14 protein-coding genes are annotated in these 14,517 nt (G+C 68.0%); 5 read left to right on the top strand and 9 right to left on the bottom strand.

From position 1 onward, the window contains the following. Window positions 1-23 precede the first annotated feature (23 nt). On the bottom strand, window positions 24-959 hold the full coding sequence (locus ACLJPD_RS05745) for a 4-(cytidine 5'-diphospho)-2-C-methyl-D-erythritol kinase (protein ID WP_410870673.1): 936 nt from the start codon (window positions 957-959) through the stop codon (window positions 24-26). Window positions 960-1,112: 153 nt separating this feature from the next. Between ACLJPD_RS05745 and ACLJPD_RS05750 the strand changes: the two genes are divergently transcribed. Then, the gene (locus ACLJPD_RS05750) at window positions 1,113-1,319 is read left to right on the top strand and encodes a heavy-metal-associated domain-containing protein (protein WP_101465786.1); all 207 of its coding nucleotides are present in this window, start codon (window positions 1,113-1,115) and stop codon (window positions 1,317-1,319) included. A gap of 323 nt (window positions 1,320-1,642) precedes the next feature. Here the strand turns inward: ACLJPD_RS05750 and rsmA are convergent, their stop codons facing one another. The 4 genes from rsmA to ACLJPD_RS05770 all read right to left on the bottom strand — a co-directional run bounded on the left by rsmA (window position 1,643) and on the right by ACLJPD_RS05770 (window position 5,969). Then, window positions 1,643-2,527: a 16S rRNA (adenine(1518)-N(6)/adenine(1519)-N(6))-dimethyltransferase RsmA gene (gene rsmA / locus ACLJPD_RS05755; protein WP_410870675.1), complete on the bottom strand. Its 885-nt coding sequence runs from the start codon at window positions 2,525-2,527 to the stop codon at window positions 1,643-1,645. 34 nt (window positions 2,528-2,561) lie between these two features. After that, on the bottom strand, window positions 2,562-3,716 hold the full coding sequence (locus tag ACLJPD_RS05760; RefSeq protein ID WP_410870676.1) for a lipase family protein: 1,155 nt from the start codon (window positions 3,714-3,716) through the stop codon (window positions 2,562-2,564). Window positions 3,717-3,814: 98 nt separating this feature from the next. Beyond that, window positions 3,815-4,942, bottom strand: coding sequence for a transglycosylase family protein (locus ACLJPD_RS05765; RefSeq protein WP_410870677.1), 1,128 nt, complete (start codon window positions 4,940-4,942; stop codon window positions 3,815-3,817). A 172-nt stretch (window positions 4,943-5,114) separates the two neighbouring features. Next, complete coding sequence (locus ACLJPD_RS05770) at window positions 5,115-5,969, bottom strand: TatD family hydrolase (RefSeq protein ID WP_410870678.1); 855 nt, start codon at window positions 5,967-5,969, stop codon at window positions 5,115-5,117. 1 nt (window position 5,970) lies between these two features. On the opposite strand from ACLJPD_RS05770, the gene metG reads away from it, so the two are divergent. Further along, window positions 5,971-7,539, top strand: coding sequence for a methionine--tRNA ligase (metG, locus tag ACLJPD_RS05775; protein ID WP_410870679.1), 1,569 nt, complete (start codon window positions 5,971-5,973; stop codon window positions 7,537-7,539). A 15-nt stretch (window positions 7,540-7,554) separates the two neighbouring features. Here metG and ACLJPD_RS05780 read toward each other — a convergent pair whose 3' ends face one another. Both ACLJPD_RS05780 and soxR read right to left on the bottom strand, forming a co-directional pair. After that, window positions 7,555-8,307 carry an isocitrate lyase/phosphoenolpyruvate mutase family protein gene (locus ACLJPD_RS05780; RefSeq protein ID WP_410870680.1) on the bottom strand — a complete coding sequence of 251 codons (753 nt, stop codon included), beginning with the start codon at window positions 8,305-8,307 and terminating at the stop codon, window positions 7,555-7,557. Between the two features lie 32 nt (window positions 8,308-8,339). Further along, a complete protein-coding gene (soxR, locus tag ACLJPD_RS05785; RefSeq protein ID WP_410870681.1) occupies window positions 8,340-8,825 on the bottom strand; it encodes a redox-sensitive transcriptional activator SoxR in 486 nt (161 codons plus the stop codon). A gap of 153 nt (window positions 8,826-8,978) precedes the next feature. Here soxR and arcA point away from each other — a divergent pair, with 153 nt between their 5' ends. Then, the gene (gene arcA, locus ACLJPD_RS05790) at window positions 8,979-10,220 is read left to right on the top strand and encodes an arginine deiminase (RefSeq protein WP_410870682.1); all 1,242 of its coding nucleotides are present in this window, start codon (window positions 8,979-8,981) and stop codon (window positions 10,218-10,220) included. Further along, window positions 10,217-10,585 (top strand): GntR family transcriptional regulator, encoded by a 369-nt coding sequence (locus ACLJPD_RS05795; protein ID WP_410870683.1) that lies wholly within the window; start codon window positions 10,217-10,219, stop codon window positions 10,583-10,585. The genes arcA and ACLJPD_RS05795 overlap by 4 nt, the downstream gene beginning before the upstream one ends. A gap of 116 nt (window positions 10,586-10,701) precedes the next feature. Here ACLJPD_RS05795 and ACLJPD_RS05800 read toward each other — a convergent pair whose 3' ends face one another. Further along, window positions 10,702-12,306, bottom strand: coding sequence for a dolichyl-phosphate-mannose--protein mannosyltransferase (locus tag ACLJPD_RS05800; RefSeq protein WP_410870684.1), 1,605 nt, complete (start codon window positions 12,304-12,306; stop codon window positions 10,702-10,704). Between the two features lie 189 nt (window positions 12,307-12,495). Here ACLJPD_RS05800 and rsmI point away from each other — a divergent pair, with 189 nt between their 5' ends. After that, complete coding sequence (gene rsmI, locus ACLJPD_RS05805) at window positions 12,496-13,332, top strand: 16S rRNA (cytidine(1402)-2'-O)-methyltransferase (protein WP_410871939.1); 837 nt, start codon at window positions 12,496-12,498, stop codon at window positions 13,330-13,332. Window positions 13,333-13,335: 3 nt separating this feature from the next. Here rsmI and ACLJPD_RS05810 read toward each other — a convergent pair whose 3' ends face one another. Beyond that, window positions 13,336-14,463 carry a glycosyltransferase gene (locus ACLJPD_RS05810; protein WP_410870685.1) on the bottom strand — a complete coding sequence of 376 codons (1,128 nt, stop codon included), beginning with the start codon at window positions 14,461-14,463 and terminating at the stop codon, window positions 13,336-13,338. Between the last annotated feature and the right edge of the window lie 54 nt (window positions 14,464-14,517).

Genomic DNA, 14,517 nt, shown 5'->3' on the forward strand with positions numbered 1-14,517 from the left:
CCGGCCAGGCTCAGGTGGGTGGTTCAGCGTTTGGCCTGCGCCTCGGTGTCGAGCACGCGGGCGCCCGGAACCGGACCGCTGGCCGTGCGCACGCTGCGGCACACACCGGCACCCGCCAGTTCGGCGGCGACACCGATCGCGGCTTCCTCGGATTCGCAGAGAAACGCGCAGGTGGGTCCCGATCCCGAGACCAGGCCGGCCAACGCCCCCGCGCCGACGCCCGCGCGCAGGGTGCGGCGCAGTTCCGGTTTCAGCGAGAGCGCCGCGGCCTGCAGGTCGTTGCCGAGCAGCGGTGCGAGGGTGCGCGGGTCGCCCGCGGCCAGTGCCTGCATGAGTTTTTGGGGGTCGCCGAGACGCGGCGGCTCACCCTCGGCGCGTAGGCGGTCGAGTTCGCGGAAAACCGACGGGGTCGACAGGCCCTCCTTCGCCAGCGCGAGAACCCAGTGAAAGGTATTGCGCGAAAGCACCGGAAGCAGGCGTTCGCCGCGGCCGGTGCCGAGGGCGGTGCCGCCGTGCAGGGCGAACGGGACATCGCTGCCGAGTTCGGCGGCGATCGAGGACAGCTCGTCGCGGGCCAGGCCGAGATCCCACAGCTCGTTGAGCCCGACCAGGGTCGCGGCCGCGTCGGCGCTGCCGCCCGCCATGCCGCCCGCCACGGGGATGCCCTTGGTGATGGCGATCTCGACCAGGGGGGCGCGCCCTGCCAGGTGCGCCAGGCGAACCGCGGCCTTCCAGACCAGGTTGGTGCGGTCGGTGGGCACCTCGGCGGCGCCTTCACCGCTGACCCGCACGGACAGCGAGGCCGACGGGGCCAATCGGAGGTCGTCGGCGAGGGACAATGCCTGGAAGACCGTGGTCAGATCGTGGTACCCATCCGGACGCAGATCAGCGACTCCGAGATGCAGGTTCACCTTCGACGGAGCTCGCACGACGACCGGGCTGGGCACAACTGACAGCACGGTTACCCAGCGTAATGGGTACCACCGACGAGTACGCACGTCGAACGCGCACCGCTCGGCCGAAGGCTTGCGATCAATACCCTCAGGGGGTATCTTCGTTCTAGTCGGGGACATACCCCTGGACCGTATGATCGAACAGCGAAGGAGTCGGCCATGGCCACCACCACCTACACCGTCACGGGAATGACCTGCGGACACTGCGTTAGCTCGGTCAAGCAGGAGATCGGCAAGATCGACGGCGTCACCGGGGTGGATGTCGACCTCGCCAGCGGTCTCGTTCGCGTCGACAGCGCGGGCGAACTGGCCGATACCGATGTGGCCGCCGCGGTCGACGAAGCGGGTTACGCGCTGAGCGCCTGACCTTGCCGATGTCGAGACGACTCCGCTTCTGCTGGGTGAGACCCTTGGCGTCTCACCCAGCAGCGTCGGACCGGCCGTTCACCGGCGGTTCACCCTTGTCGCGGCGCACAACGAATCATCCACAATGTCATCCACATCCATACCCAGACGTGGCGCGACCCGAATTTCGGGGTTCCACCGGGAACGCCACTGTCCGACCATGATCAACTCCGGACCCGGCGAAAACCGGTTATCCACAATTGGTTTCACAGGGGTGTACAACCCGCACCGGTGAACGGCCGGTGTACTGCGGGTTCCCGTGCGAGAACCCACGATTGGCGGACCTAAGTCGTCGCCGCCAACCGGACGAACGCCGCGGTCTCCAGCGTCTCGCCCCGAGCCGTCGGATCGATACCCGCGGCGACGAGCCGGCGCTCGGCCTCGGCGGGCGAGCCCGCCCACCCGGACAGCGCCGCCCGCAGCGTCTTTCGGCGCTGCGCGAACGCCGCGTCGATCACCTCGAACACCCGGCGGCGATGCGCGTCGTCCATCGGCCACGGCGGTTCGGCGTAGCGGTCGATCCGCACCAGGCCCGATTCGACACGCGGCACCGGCCAGAAGACCTGCGTCCCCACATGACCGGCGCGGCGAACCTTGCCGAAGAAACCGGCCTTGACACTCGGCACGCCGTAGACCCGATTACCGGGCTCGGCGGCCAGCCGGTCGGCCACCTCGGCCTGGACCATCACCAGCGACACCATGATGCTCGGCAAAGTGGCGAGCAGGTGCAGCAGCACCGGTACCGCCACGTTGTAGGGCAGGTTCGCCACCAGCGCGGTCGGCACGGCGGGCAGCTGCTCCGGGCGCACCCGCAGCGCGTCGGCCTCGACCACGCGCAGACGCTCGATCAGGCCGGGCGCGCGATCGGCGACGGTTTCGGGCAGGTAGTTGGCGAGCACGGGGTCGATCTCGACGGCGACCACCTGGTCGACCACGTCGAGCAGCGCCAAGGTCAGCGAGCCGAGACCCGGACCGACCTCGAGCACGGTGTCGCCCGCACCGACACCGGCCGCCGACACGATGCGGCGCACGGTATTGCCGTCGTGCACGAAATTCTGTCCGAGCTGCTTGGTCGGCCGCACGCCGAAACGCTCGGCCAGGGTCCGCACCTCGACGGGACCGAGCAGAGCGGCACGGCTACCTCGGGCGGAATTCTGTGGTTCGGACACTGCTAGAACCTACCAACCTCGCCGCCGTGGCAGCTCAGCGCTGGGTCGGGGCGGTATTGACGCGTGCCAGGAAACCATCGATGGCGGCGAGTTGCTCGGACGAGACCGAGCCGTGCTGGCCGGTACCGGTGACCACCTGCTGGTCGACGCCGTTGGCCGCGAGCTGGGCCACCAGCGCGGCGTGCAGCGGGGACGGCACGATCGTGTCGGTGATGTTCATCGTCAGCAGGATCGGGGCGTCGTAGCCGCTGGTCGGCAGCATCATGTACGCGGCGAGCGGATCACGCAGCGGGGCGAGTGGGCGCGCCAGGAAGTCGGCCGTTGTCACGCCCTTGGTCGCGGCGAGGATCTCGTCGAGGCACTGCGTGCCCGCGTCATCGACGAGCGCCTTGCCGCGCTCGGTCAGATAGGAGTCCACGTCGAGCTCCGGGTGGGTGGCGCGCAGCCCGGCCAGAATGCTGACGATGAACGAGGTGGTGCCCGAAAGTCCGGGTACCGACGGCACATCCGGCCCGAGGAACGGCAGGATCTTCTCCACATCGGAGGCCGCGTCGATCGCGGCGGTGCCGCGGAAGTCCAGTTCGGGGGCGTACTCGGCCTGCGCATGCGCCGCGCTCAGCGCCGCGTGACCGCCCTGGGAGGTGCCAGCGGCACTCCAGGTGCGCGACAGCGCGGGACTGGCGGCGCGGGCCGCGCGGACCAGATCGATCGTCGCGGTCGCCTCGCTGCGCACCTCGAGGTAAGGGTGCGGACCGGTGTCGAACCGGCCGAGGCCGAGGTAGTCGGGGGTGACCACGGCGTAACCCTGGTCGACGAACCGCTTGATCAGCCGATCCTCGGACGCGCGGTGCAGCGGCAGCGGCGCGAGATCCGGGTCGGCCTGGCCGCCGCATCCGGGGCCGGAGCCCGAGCTGCCGTGGGCGTAGGCCAGGATCGGCCAGCCGCCCGCCGGTGCGTCACCTTCGGGCAGGAACATCGCGCCGCTGGCCGGGCGCTGGACGCCAGCCGAGTCGATCGTCCAATATTCGACCGACGAGCCCTTGGTGAGTCCGTGCCAGCCCGCGGGTTCGGCCTGCGCGGCGATGAGCGAACCGGGGGGTTCGGCCATGGCGGGAGTGAAGCCCGCGGCCGTGAAAGCGCTCGCGGCCAGCGCGGCGACAACGGCCGCCCGAATCGGGGTTTTCAGCACAGTTCGGTCTCTCTACCAGGTGATCAAGATCTTGGGCGAGTGTACAGATCGACCGGACCCCGACTCCCTGATTGACAGAGAATCCTTAGTCTTGGAAATCAGCTGATGCCCAAGCGCCCGGTGCACGCAGGCCAAGCGCCCCACCCTTGACGCGCTCGCGTCACCTCGGCGATCGCGATCTGCTCTTCACGGCTGGCCAGATCGGCGCGCGGTGCGTACTTCAACCCGCCCTGTCGTTCCCAGGTGCTCTGATCGAACTGGATGCCGCCGTAGTACCCGTTTCCGGTGTTGATGGCCCAGTTCCCCGTCGACTCACACTTGGCCAGCGCGTCCCACACCGCACCGTCGCGAACCGGCGGCACCTCGGTCCCCGGCTTGGCGCCCTTGCGAATGGTCTTGGGCTGGGCAGGGGTGATCACATTCGAATTCACCTGCACGCGTGCGGCTTCGACCCCGTTCACCATCTTCACCGCGAACGTCGCCTCGTGCAGACCCGGCATGCCGGGGTTCTCCACCACGGTGCGGCTCATGTTCATGGTCACGTCCTCGATCACCGTTTCGGTGGGATCGAGCGGGAGGGTCTCGGTGCGCTGTTCGGTGCGCTGACGCGTGACGACCACCTGCATGCCCTCGGCGAGCGGCGTCGTGGCGGCGGGCTCGGTGAAATCCTCGTCCTTGAGCGGAACGCCTGCGGCCGTGAGGAATTCGCCGATGGTCGCGGCGGCGAGGCGCACATCGACCGGGGCGGCGCCACCGTCGATCAGCGAGATGTTGCGCGGGGTGTACACGCTCAGCGCGGCACCGGCGAGGGGCAGCTTCTCGGCGCGGGACGGTAGGACATGGGTGTCGGACGGGATCTGCATCGCCACCAGCGCGTCGCCCGCGGTGGTGCCGGTGGTCCACACCTTGCGCTCGACACCGTCGATGGTGACCGTGATCTCGCGGCCACGATTCAAGGTGATGGTGGCGCCGTCGCCGACCTTGGCACCCGCGGCGGGGATCACCTGGTCGTGTTCGGCGATCTCGTAGCCCGCGTCGGCCAGGATGGCGCGCACATCGCGCGACATCGTCGAGAGCTCGGTCCGTTCGCCGTCGATGACCAGCGCGACCGTCTTGTGATTGACGATGGCCAGCGAGGCGCCGACGAGCAGAATCAGCAGCATGGCCGCCATCGCTGCGAACAGCAGCGGTGAACGTGACGAGTTGATCCGCGCAATAGCTGACATGATTACAGGACGATAACGACGCGATGCCCGGTAGACAACACCAGGCGGCCCGATCAGCGGGAAAGTAGATCACGATTCGATATAGACGACGCTGGTAGATAACGGCATGAGCGGGCAAATGTGAGCCGAATCACGTTTATCGTCCAGCCCCCTGCCGACCAGACGAAACGGACTACCGAATTCGATACAGCCTGCGCGCGTTGGCGGTGGTGATCTCGGCCAGCGCCTGCGGGTCCTGTTCGCGCACTTCGGCGAGCGCGCGCACCGTGTACGGCAGGCAGTACGACTCGTTCGGCGCACCGCGATACGGGTGCGGGGTGAGATACGGCGCGTCGGTTTCCACCAGGATCTGGTCGTCGGGCACCAGCTTGGCGGCCTCGCGTAGTTCGTGCGCGTTCTTGAAACTCACGGTGCCCGAGAAGCTCAGCACGTACCCCTCGGCCACGCAGGCTTCGGCCATCGCGGTGTCGGAGGAGAAGCAGTGGAAGATCACCGTATCCGGCGCGCCCTCGTCGAGCAGGACCGTGAGCAGGTCGTGGTCGGCTTCGCGATTGTGGATCATCAGCGGTTTGCGCACGCGTTTGGCCAGGTCGATGTGCCAGCGGAAGCCCTCGATCTGGGTTTCGACATCGGCGCAGCCGTCGAGCTTGCCCGGCCAGTAGTAGTCGAGACCGGTCTCGCCGACCGCGACCACGCGGGGATCGGTGGCGAGGAATTCGAGCTCGGCCTTGGCCTTGTCGTCGAGGGCATTGGCGCGGGTGGGATGCAACGCGACGGCGGCGTACACCCGCGGATCCCACTGCGCCGCCCGCACGGCCCACTGCGCGGCCGCGAGATCGTCGGCGACGGTCACCACGTGCCCGACACCGGCCGAGGCGGCCCGATCCACGATGGCCGTGGTCGAGGCGGCATCGGTCGCGCCACAGGCATCGAGGTGCGTGTGAGCATCGATCAGCGGCGCGAGCGGCTCGGGAACCGGCGGAGCCGGACGATTCGTGTTTGGCACCCGGATTACAGTAGTTCCCATCATGAGTGCAGCCGAAGGCGCCGAGGCGCCCGCCTTCTACGTCACGACGGCCATCGCGTACCCCAACGGTGCGCCGCATATCGGCCACGCGTACGAGTACATCTCCACCGACGCGATCGCCCGCTTCAAGCGACTCGACGGTTACGACGTGTTCTTCCTGACCGGCACCGACGAGCACGGTCAGAAGATGCAGCAGACCGCGGCCACCGAAGGCATTCCGGTGCAGGAGCTGGCGGCCCGCAACTCCGATGTCTTCGAGGCGATGGACAAGGCCCTCGACATCTCGTTCGACCGTTTCATCCGCACCACCGACGAGGACCACAAAGCCGCCAGCATCGCCATCTGGGAGAAGATGCTCGCCAACGGCGACATCTATCTGGGCAACTACTCGGGCTGGTACTCGGTGCGCGACGAGGCCTTCTACACCGAAGAGGAAACCACTCTCCTCGCCGACGGCACCCGTGAGTCCACCGAGACCAAGACCCCGGTCACCTGGACCGAGGAGTCGAACTACTTCTTCAAGCTCTCCGAATACCAGGACAAGCTCCTTGCCCTCTACGAGGAGCGCCCCGAGTTCATCGCGCCATCGACCCGGCGCAACGAGATCGTCAGCTACGTCAAGGCCGGTCTGAAGGATCTGTCGATCTCGCGCACCACCTTCGACTGGGGCGTTCCGGTCCCCGGCGAGCCCGAACACGTGATGTACGTGTGGGTCGACGCGCTCACCAATTATCTGACGGGCGTTGGCTTTCCGAACACCGGCTCCGCCGCGTTCGAGAAGTTCTGGCCGGCGAGCCTGCACATTATCGGCAAGGACATCACCCGCTTCCACACGGTGTACTGGCCCGCGTTCCTGATGTCGGCGGGGATCGAACTGCCGGACCGGGTGTTCGTGCACGGGTTCCTGTACAACAAGGGCGAGAAGATGTCGAAGTCGACGGGCAACGTCGTCGACCCGCTCGCGCTGGTGTCCACCTACGGTCTCGATCAGGTGCGTTTCTTCCTGCTGCGCGAGATCTCCTACGGCCAGGACGGCAGCTACAGCAACGACGCCATCGCGGGCCGCATCAACAGCGACCTGGCCAACGAGTTCGGCAACCTGGTCCAGCGCAGCCTGACCATGGTCAACAAGAACTGCTACGCCAAATCCCCCACCCCGGGCGAATTCGCCGACGAGGACCGCGCCCTGCTCGACCGCGCGAACGCGCTGCTCGCCAAGTGCCGCAGCGAGTTCGACGCCCAGCAGATGCATCTCGCCCTGGAAGCCATCTGGCTCACCCTCGGCGAAACCAACCGCTACTTCTCCGCCAATGCCCCCTGGGCGCTGCGCAAGTCGGGCACCGAGGAGGACCTGGCCCGCATGGCGACGGTCCTCTACGTCACCCTCGAGGTGGTTCGCATCGTCGCGATCCTGGTCCAACCGGTGATGCCCGGCTCCGCGGCCAAGATCCTGGACCTGCTCGCCCAGGAAGGCCGCACCTTCGCCGACATCGCCACTCCCCTGGCGCCGGGCCTGGATCTGCCCGCGCCGGAGCCGATCTTCCCGCGTTACCTCGAGCCCAAGGAGTAGTCGCCGGCCACGCTGCTACGTCCAGGTGGCGAGCAGCTTGGTCGCTTCGGCGCCCAGCGCGGCCTGCAGGAACGGGCCGAAACTGATGCGGGCTACGCCGAGTTCGGCGAAGTGGTCCTTGGCGGGGGTGCCCGGCTGGCCGATCGCGTTGATCGGCAACGGCAGGTCGGTGGTGAGTCGGCGCAGGTCGGCGTCGGCGTGCCTGCCCACGGGGTAGAGCACGTCGGCGCCCGCTTCGGCGGCCAGGGTCAGGCGGGCGATGGCGCGGTCGAGGCGGTCGGCCTCGTCGCCGTCTTGGCGCACGAACAGGTCGGTGCGGGCGTTGACCACCACGTGCACGCCTGCCGCGTCGGCGGCTTCGCGCAGACCGCGGACCAGGTCGGCGTGTTCGGCGGGCGAGCGCAGGCGCTTGCCTTCGCTGTGGACCGTGTCCTCGATATTGAGGCCGACGGCGCCCGCGGCGAGGAGCCCGTCGATCAGTTGCAGCGGTTCGAGGCCGTAGCCGGATTCGATGTCGACCGAGACCGGAACCTCGACCGATGCGGTGACCTGGACGACGCGGGCGAGGAGTTCATCGAAGCTCATGCCCTCGCCGTCGGCGCGACCGATCGAGTCGGCGACCGGGTGGCTGCCCATGGTCAATCCCGAAAAACCCGCAGCCACAGCGACATTCGCCGACCATGCGTCCCACACGGTCGGCAGCACCACCGGATTTCCCGGACGGTGCAGCGCGAGCAGAGTCTTCGCCTTGGTATCCAGAGAAGTCATACCGCGATGATGCCCCAGTCGTCCGACAACATCTAGACGCACCCTGATTTGGGCGGGCAGTTCACCTGCACGTCGAGCACGCGCGCGCCGGGACCCTCCGAGCCGAGTCGGTCGTGTTCGTTGACGAGTTTGCACGAACCGAGCGAGAGGCAGCCGCAGCCGATGCAGCCGGTCAGGTTGTCGCGCAGCCGGACGAGTTGGGTGATGCGGTCGTCGAGGTCCGCGCGCCAGGTCGTCGATACGTTCTCCCAGTCGCGACGGGTGGGGGTGCGGCCTTCGGGGAGGCGGTCCAATGCCGAGCGGATCTCACTGAGTGGGATGCCGACGCGCTGCGAGATACGAATGAAGGCGACCCGACGCAAAGTCTCGCGAGAATATCGACGTTGATTGCCACTGGTTCGACGGCTCGATATGAGACCTTCGCGTTCGTAGAAGTGCAACGCGGACACTGCGACTCCACTACGATCGGAAAGCTGCCCGGGGGTCAGCTCCTTCGTTTGCCAATCGGCCATCGTCATCTGTATCTCCTCCCACATTCACCTCAACAATACTTCAGGTATTCGTGTCGTGTACGAAAAATGAGCGGAACAGGTGTGCGACCGCGCACACGACCGACCCCGACCAGCGCGTTGCGGTTCGCAGACACGCCGTCCTCGCATTACGGTTTGCAGATGGGAACCGCCCCCGACTCGCGCCTCACCGTCACCTCCGAGGTGGGCAGGCTACGGACGGTGCTGCTGCACCGCCCCGGCGCCGAACTACGCCGACTCACCCCGAGCAACAACGACCAGCTGCTCTTCGACGGCATCCCCTGGGTCGAGCGCGCGCAAGCCGAACACGACGCCTTCGCCACCGTACTGCGCGAACGCGGGGTGGAAGTGCTGTTGCTGGCAGATCTGCTGACCGAAACCCTCAGTGCCAGTGGGGCAGCCAGAATTCAGGGCATCTCGGCCGCGGTCGACGCCCGCAGGCTCGGCCACGGCCTGGCCGACCAACTCGCCGCCGAACTGCGCAAATTCGACGCCCCCGCGCTCGCCGACATCCTGATGGCCGGAATGACCTTCGACGAGCTGCCGTTCGGCCCCGACGCCACGTCGCTGGTACGGCGCATGCACCACGGCGGCGATTTCGTCATCGATCCGCTGCCGAACCTGCTGTTCACCCGCGATTCCTCGTTCTGGGTCGGCCCGAAGGTCGCGATCACCTCGCTGGCACTGCCCGCCCGCAGCCGCGAGACCTCCCTTACCGACCTCGTCTACGCGTTCCATCCGCGCTTCCTCGGCGTGCGGCGGGCCTATGAATCGCACACCGCCCCCATCGAGGGCGGCGATGTGTTGCTGCTCGCCAAAGGCGTTGTGGCCGTTGGTGTCGGCGAACGAACCACACCCGCGGGCGCGGAGGCATTGGCGCGCAGCCTGTTCGACGACGACCTCGCGCACACCGTGCTGGTGGTGCCGATCGCGCAGAACCGGGCGACCATGCACCTCGACACCGTCTGCACCATGGTCGACACCGATGCGGTGGTGATGTACCCGGGCGTGCGGAAGTCGTTGGAGGCGTTCACGATCCGCCGCGAAGACGGCTTCTCGAGGCGTGGCGATCTCGAGCGCATCAGCATCACCGGACCCGAACCCTTCCTGCCCGCCGCCGCCGCGGCGATGGGCATCGCGAAGCTGCGCGTGATCGACACCGGCCGCGATGGACCCGACGCCGAGCGCGAACAGTGGGACGACGGCAACAACACCCTCGCCCTCGCGCCCGGTGTGGTCGTGGCCTACGAACGCAATGAGATGACCAACTCGCGCCTGACCGAAGCGGGGATCGAGGTGGTCACCATCAGCGGCTCGGAGTTGGGCTCCGGCCGCGGCGGCCCCCGCTGTATGTCCTGCCCGCTGTCCCGAGACGAGGTGTGAGCATCGTGTTCCACGTCGAGCTGTCCACCGATTCCACCCAGCCGCCCTATGAGCAACTGCGGATGGCCGTGATCGAACAGGTTCGCGCGGGCACGCTCACCGCGGGCACCAAGATCCCGACGGTCCGCGCGCTGGCCGCCGATCTCGGCATCGCCCCCAACACCGTCGCCCGGGCCTACCGCGAGCTGGAAGCCGACGGTGTGCTCGAAACCCGTGGCCGCCAAGGCTCTTTCATCGCCTCCTCCGGCGACCCCACCCGCGACATCGCCAGCCGCGCCGCCGTCGACTACGTGACGACCACCCGACGACTTGGCCTCGACGACGCAGACGCCCTAACTCTCGTCGACCGAGCACTGAACACCTGAACGACGCCAGAACATGGGTAACTCACCGGGCACGGGCTGACGCAGCGACCCGATACCGTCGGCCGCGTCGACCCGAAACAACCACCTGAGTCTGGCCTGAATACGCGGAGAGGCGGTTACCGCCAGCTCGGCAGCCACAGGTGGTCCTGCCAGTTCTGCGGCGTGATCGCCTGCCCCGTGAGGATTGGCCACAGCCATACGAAGTTCGCGATCACCAAGCCCAGATAGATGCTGACGATCAGCAGTCCGAGCGCGTACCGCTCGTTCACCGGGGCCGGTAGGTAGGTGCCCGTCGGACTTCGCGGTAGCCCCGCGGGCCTGGCCGACCCGAGAATGTCACCGAGGGCCAGCGCCATCCCCATCACCAGGAACGGCGCGAGCACCACCGCGTAGAAGAAGTACATCTGCCGGTCCATCGTGAGGAACCACGGCAGCAGCCCGGCGCCGTAGCCAACCAGCACCGCCGCGTAGCGCCAGTCGCGGCGCACCACCGAACGCCACACCATCCAGCCGATCAGCGGCAGCGCCAGCCACCACAGCGCGGGCGTGCCGACAGCCATCACGGCCTTCACACACTGCGCTTCGCCGCAACCGGTGACCGTGCCGTCGGCGTAGTAGTAGAGCATCGGGCGCAGGCTCATCGGCCAGGTCCACGGCTTGGATTCCCACGGATGGTGATTGCCCGCCGAATTGGTGAGGCTGGAATGGAAGTCGAGGGTTTCGCCCTGGTAGTACCAGAGCGAGCGCAGCGCGTCGGGCAGGAACGCGAACGGACCGCCACTGCCGACCTGATTGCCGACCGCGTACCGGAACACCCCGTTCTCGCTGGCGAACCACGCCCAGTACGAGGACAAGTACACGACCAGTGGAATCACCACCAGCGCGTACAGGGCCGGTCCCACATCGCGCACCAGTGTGCCCAGCCACGGCTTGCGTACCCCGTACGCACGTCGCGCGCTCACGTCGAAGGCCACGCTGAGCAGGCCGAAGAACATGATGTAGTAGACGCCCGACCATTTGGTGCCGCACGCCAGCCCGAGCAGCACACCAGCGCCGAACCGCCACCAGCGCACGCCCAGCCGCGGCCCCAAGCCCGAGATACCGACCCGCCCCGCCAGATCCGCCCGAGCCATTCGCTCGCGGACATCGTCACGATCGACTATCAGACAGCCGAAAGCCGCGGTGACCAGCAGCGACATGAAGATGTCGAGCATGCCGATGCGAGAGGAGACGAACGTCAGACTCTCGGCGATGAGCAGCACGCCCGCGAACGCGCCGATCAGCGTCGACCGGGCCATCCGGCGCACGATCCGTACCACCAGCAGCACCAGGATCGTGCCCGCCAGCGCCGCGGTGCCGCGCCAGCCCCACGCGTTGTAGCCGAAGATCGCCTCGCTGATGGCGATGAACTGTTTGCCGACCGGTGGGTGCACGACCAGTCCGTAGGCGGGGTTGTCCTCCACGCCACCGCCGGTGACCATCTGCCAGGCCTGTGGGGCGTAATGCTTCTCGTCGAAGACAGGGGTGCGCGCGTCGGTCGGGTAGTTGAGATTGATGATTCGGGACAGCGCGGCGATGAAGGTGAGTACACCGGTGACCACCCAGCCGCGCGCGGTGTCGAGCGGACCGAAATCGGGAGCCGGGCGCAGCGGCGCGGGACTCACCACCGCCGACACGGGGCGCGATGGTGGCATCGCGCGCTCATCGGTCACCGGGATCACGCCCCGATCGTAGGCGGTACGCCCACCGAAGTCCGACCCGACACTGATGCCCCCTCGTTTCCCCACCCACGCGCGCACAGTGGCAGCACGCTCGCCTGACAGAATGGGCGGGCGCCATTCCACTGCTCATCGCACGCACCGCTCGCCGCACTCGATCGCCTGCGGCCAAAATACCGAAAGAGGCGGGACATCACTGTGTTGGTCTTAGCGGCAACCCCCATGGGCGACATCGGCGACGCGTCGCAGCGGCTGCGCGACGCGCTCGGTTCGGCCGACGTGGTCGCCGCCGAGGACACCCGCCGCACGAAATCGCTCGCGAAGGCGCTCGGCGTCGAGATCACCGGCCGCATCGTCAGCTTCTACGACCACGTGGAAACCGCCCGCATCCCCGCCCTGCTCGACGACATCGAGAGCGGCCTGAAGGTCTTGCTGGTCACCGATGCCGGCATGCCGTCGGTGAGCGACCCCGGCTACCGACTGGTCGCCGCCGCCGTCGCACGCGACCTGCCGGTCACCTGCCTGCCCGGTCCGTCCGCGGTCACCACCGCGCTGGCCCTGTCCGGCCTGCCGGTGGAACGCTTCTGCTTCGACGGTTTCGCCCCACGCAAGGGCGGTCAGCGCCGAGAGTGGTTGCGCACCTTGGCCTCCGAACAACGCGCCATCGTCTTCTTCGAGGCACCCCATCGCCTCGCCGACTGCATGGCCGACGCGGTCATCGTCCTCGGCCCCGACCGTCGCGCCGCCATCTGCCGCGAACTCACCAAAACCTACGAGGAAGTGGTCCGCGGCACCCTCGGCGAACTGGCCGCCTGGTCCGCCGACGGCGCCCGGGGCGAGATCACCGTCGTTCTCGAAGGCTCCCAACCGGTTTCGGCCGAACCCGCCGAACTGGTCGACGAGGTCGAAACACTGGTGGCGAGCGGCATGCGACTCAAAGACGCCTGCGCCGAAGTCTCCGTGGGCCGGGGCGCCTCTCGCCGCGAACTCTACGACGCCGTCCTGGCCGCCAGATCCACCGAAGACTGAGCTTCAGCGTCCCAGCACCGCGAGCATGCCCGCGACGGCGCGCGGCCAGCCGAATTGTTCGGCTCGGGTGCGAGCGGCAAGGCGGCGGCCTGAGGTCGGCATGGCAAGGACGTCGGTGACCGCTCGTGCGAAGGCCCGGGGGCGGTCGGCGGCGATGGCACCGCATTCGGTGGTGACGATGTCGGCGAGGGCCGAGGAGCGGCTGGCTACCACCGGGGTGCCCGCGGCCAAGGCCTCCAGTGCGGCCAGGCCGAAGGTTTCGTGTGGGCCGGGGGCCAGTGAAACATCCGCGGTGGCAAGGAGTTTCGCTACCATCGCGCGGTCGTTGATGAAGCCGGTGAAGTGGACCGCGGGCTCGCCGCCGGGCAGGGCGGGGAGCGTGCGGGCGCGGCGTTCGAGTGACTCGCGGCGCGGACCGTCGCCCGCGATGACCAGGCGGGCGGGGACCCCTGCTCGATGCAGGGCGCCGACCGCTTCGATGCTGCGATCGACGCGCTTCTCCACCGAGAGTCTGCCGCAGTGCACCAGCATCGGATGCCCGGCGACACCGAGATCGGCGCGTAGGCCGAGGTCACGGCGGCGCGGGCTGAACAGGTCGAGGTCGACGCCGAGCGGCACCAGTTCCACGTTCGGCGCACCGATCCGCAGGAACTCCTCGCGCGCGAAAGCGGTGGTGCACACGACCATGTCGTAGTCGTCGGCCGTGCGCCGGTTGGCGACATCGGCGCAGCGTCGCGCGGCGGGACCGGGCAGGAACTGGCCGAGCAGCCGATCGAGGCGCTCGTGCGAGATCATCACACTCGCCACCCCGCGCCGTCGGGCCCACCGGCCGAAACCGCGCAACGTCAGCCGGTCGGACACCTCGAGCACATCCGGCGACAAACCGGACAGCACATCGGCCACCCGCCGCGGATCGGCCGCCCGATATCCACCGGTCCACGGAATCCCCAACGCGGGCAGGGTAATCCGCAATGCCCCGGTGGGCAGCACCTCTTCGGAACGACGCGACCCCGGCACGATCAGCACCACTTCGTGTCCCGCTGCCACATAACCCTCACCGAGGTGGTGCAGGGCAGTGCGCAACCCACCCGACCGCGGGCCATAGAAATTGGCTAGCTGCACGATGCGCACACGCCGATCGTCGCGCCGCGCGGGTTACCCAGGGGTTATGCCCGAGGAACGGGG

The sequence above is a fragment of the Nocardia sp. A7 genome, assembly GCF_046549215.1.
In the GTDB taxonomy this organism is placed as follows: Bacteria; Actinomycetota; Actinomycetes; order Mycobacteriales; family Mycobacteriaceae; genus Nocardia.

What these genes read in the sequence shown, in the direction of transcription:
- ACLJPD_RS05750 (WP_101465786.1), top strand. Translation starts at nt 1,113, where the DNA reads ATGGCCACCACCACCTACACCGTCACGGGAATGACCTGCGGACACTGC.
- metG (WP_410870679.1), top strand. Translation starts at nt 5,971, where the DNA reads ATGAGTGCAGCCGAAGGCGCCGAGGCGCCCGCCTTCTACGTCACGACG.
- arcA (WP_410870682.1), top strand. Translation starts at nt 8,979, where the DNA reads ATGGGAACCGCCCCCGACTCGCGCCTCACCGTCACCTCCGAGGTGGGC.
- soxR (WP_410870681.1), bottom strand. Translation starts at nt 8,825, where the DNA reads ATGACGATGGCCGATTGGCAAACGAAGGAGCTGACCCCCGGGCAGCTT.
- ACLJPD_RS05780 (WP_410870680.1), bottom strand. Translation starts at nt 8,307, where the DNA reads ATGACTTCTCTGGATACCAAGGCGAAGACTCTGCTCGCGCTGCACCGT.
- ACLJPD_RS05765 (WP_410870677.1), bottom strand. Translation starts at nt 4,942, where the DNA reads ATGTCAGCTATTGCGCGGATCAACTCGTCACGTTCACCGCTGCTGTTC.
- ACLJPD_RS05770 (WP_410870678.1), bottom strand. Translation starts at nt 5,969, where the DNA reads ATGGGAACTACTGTAATCCGGGTGCCAAACACGAATCGTCCGGCTCCG.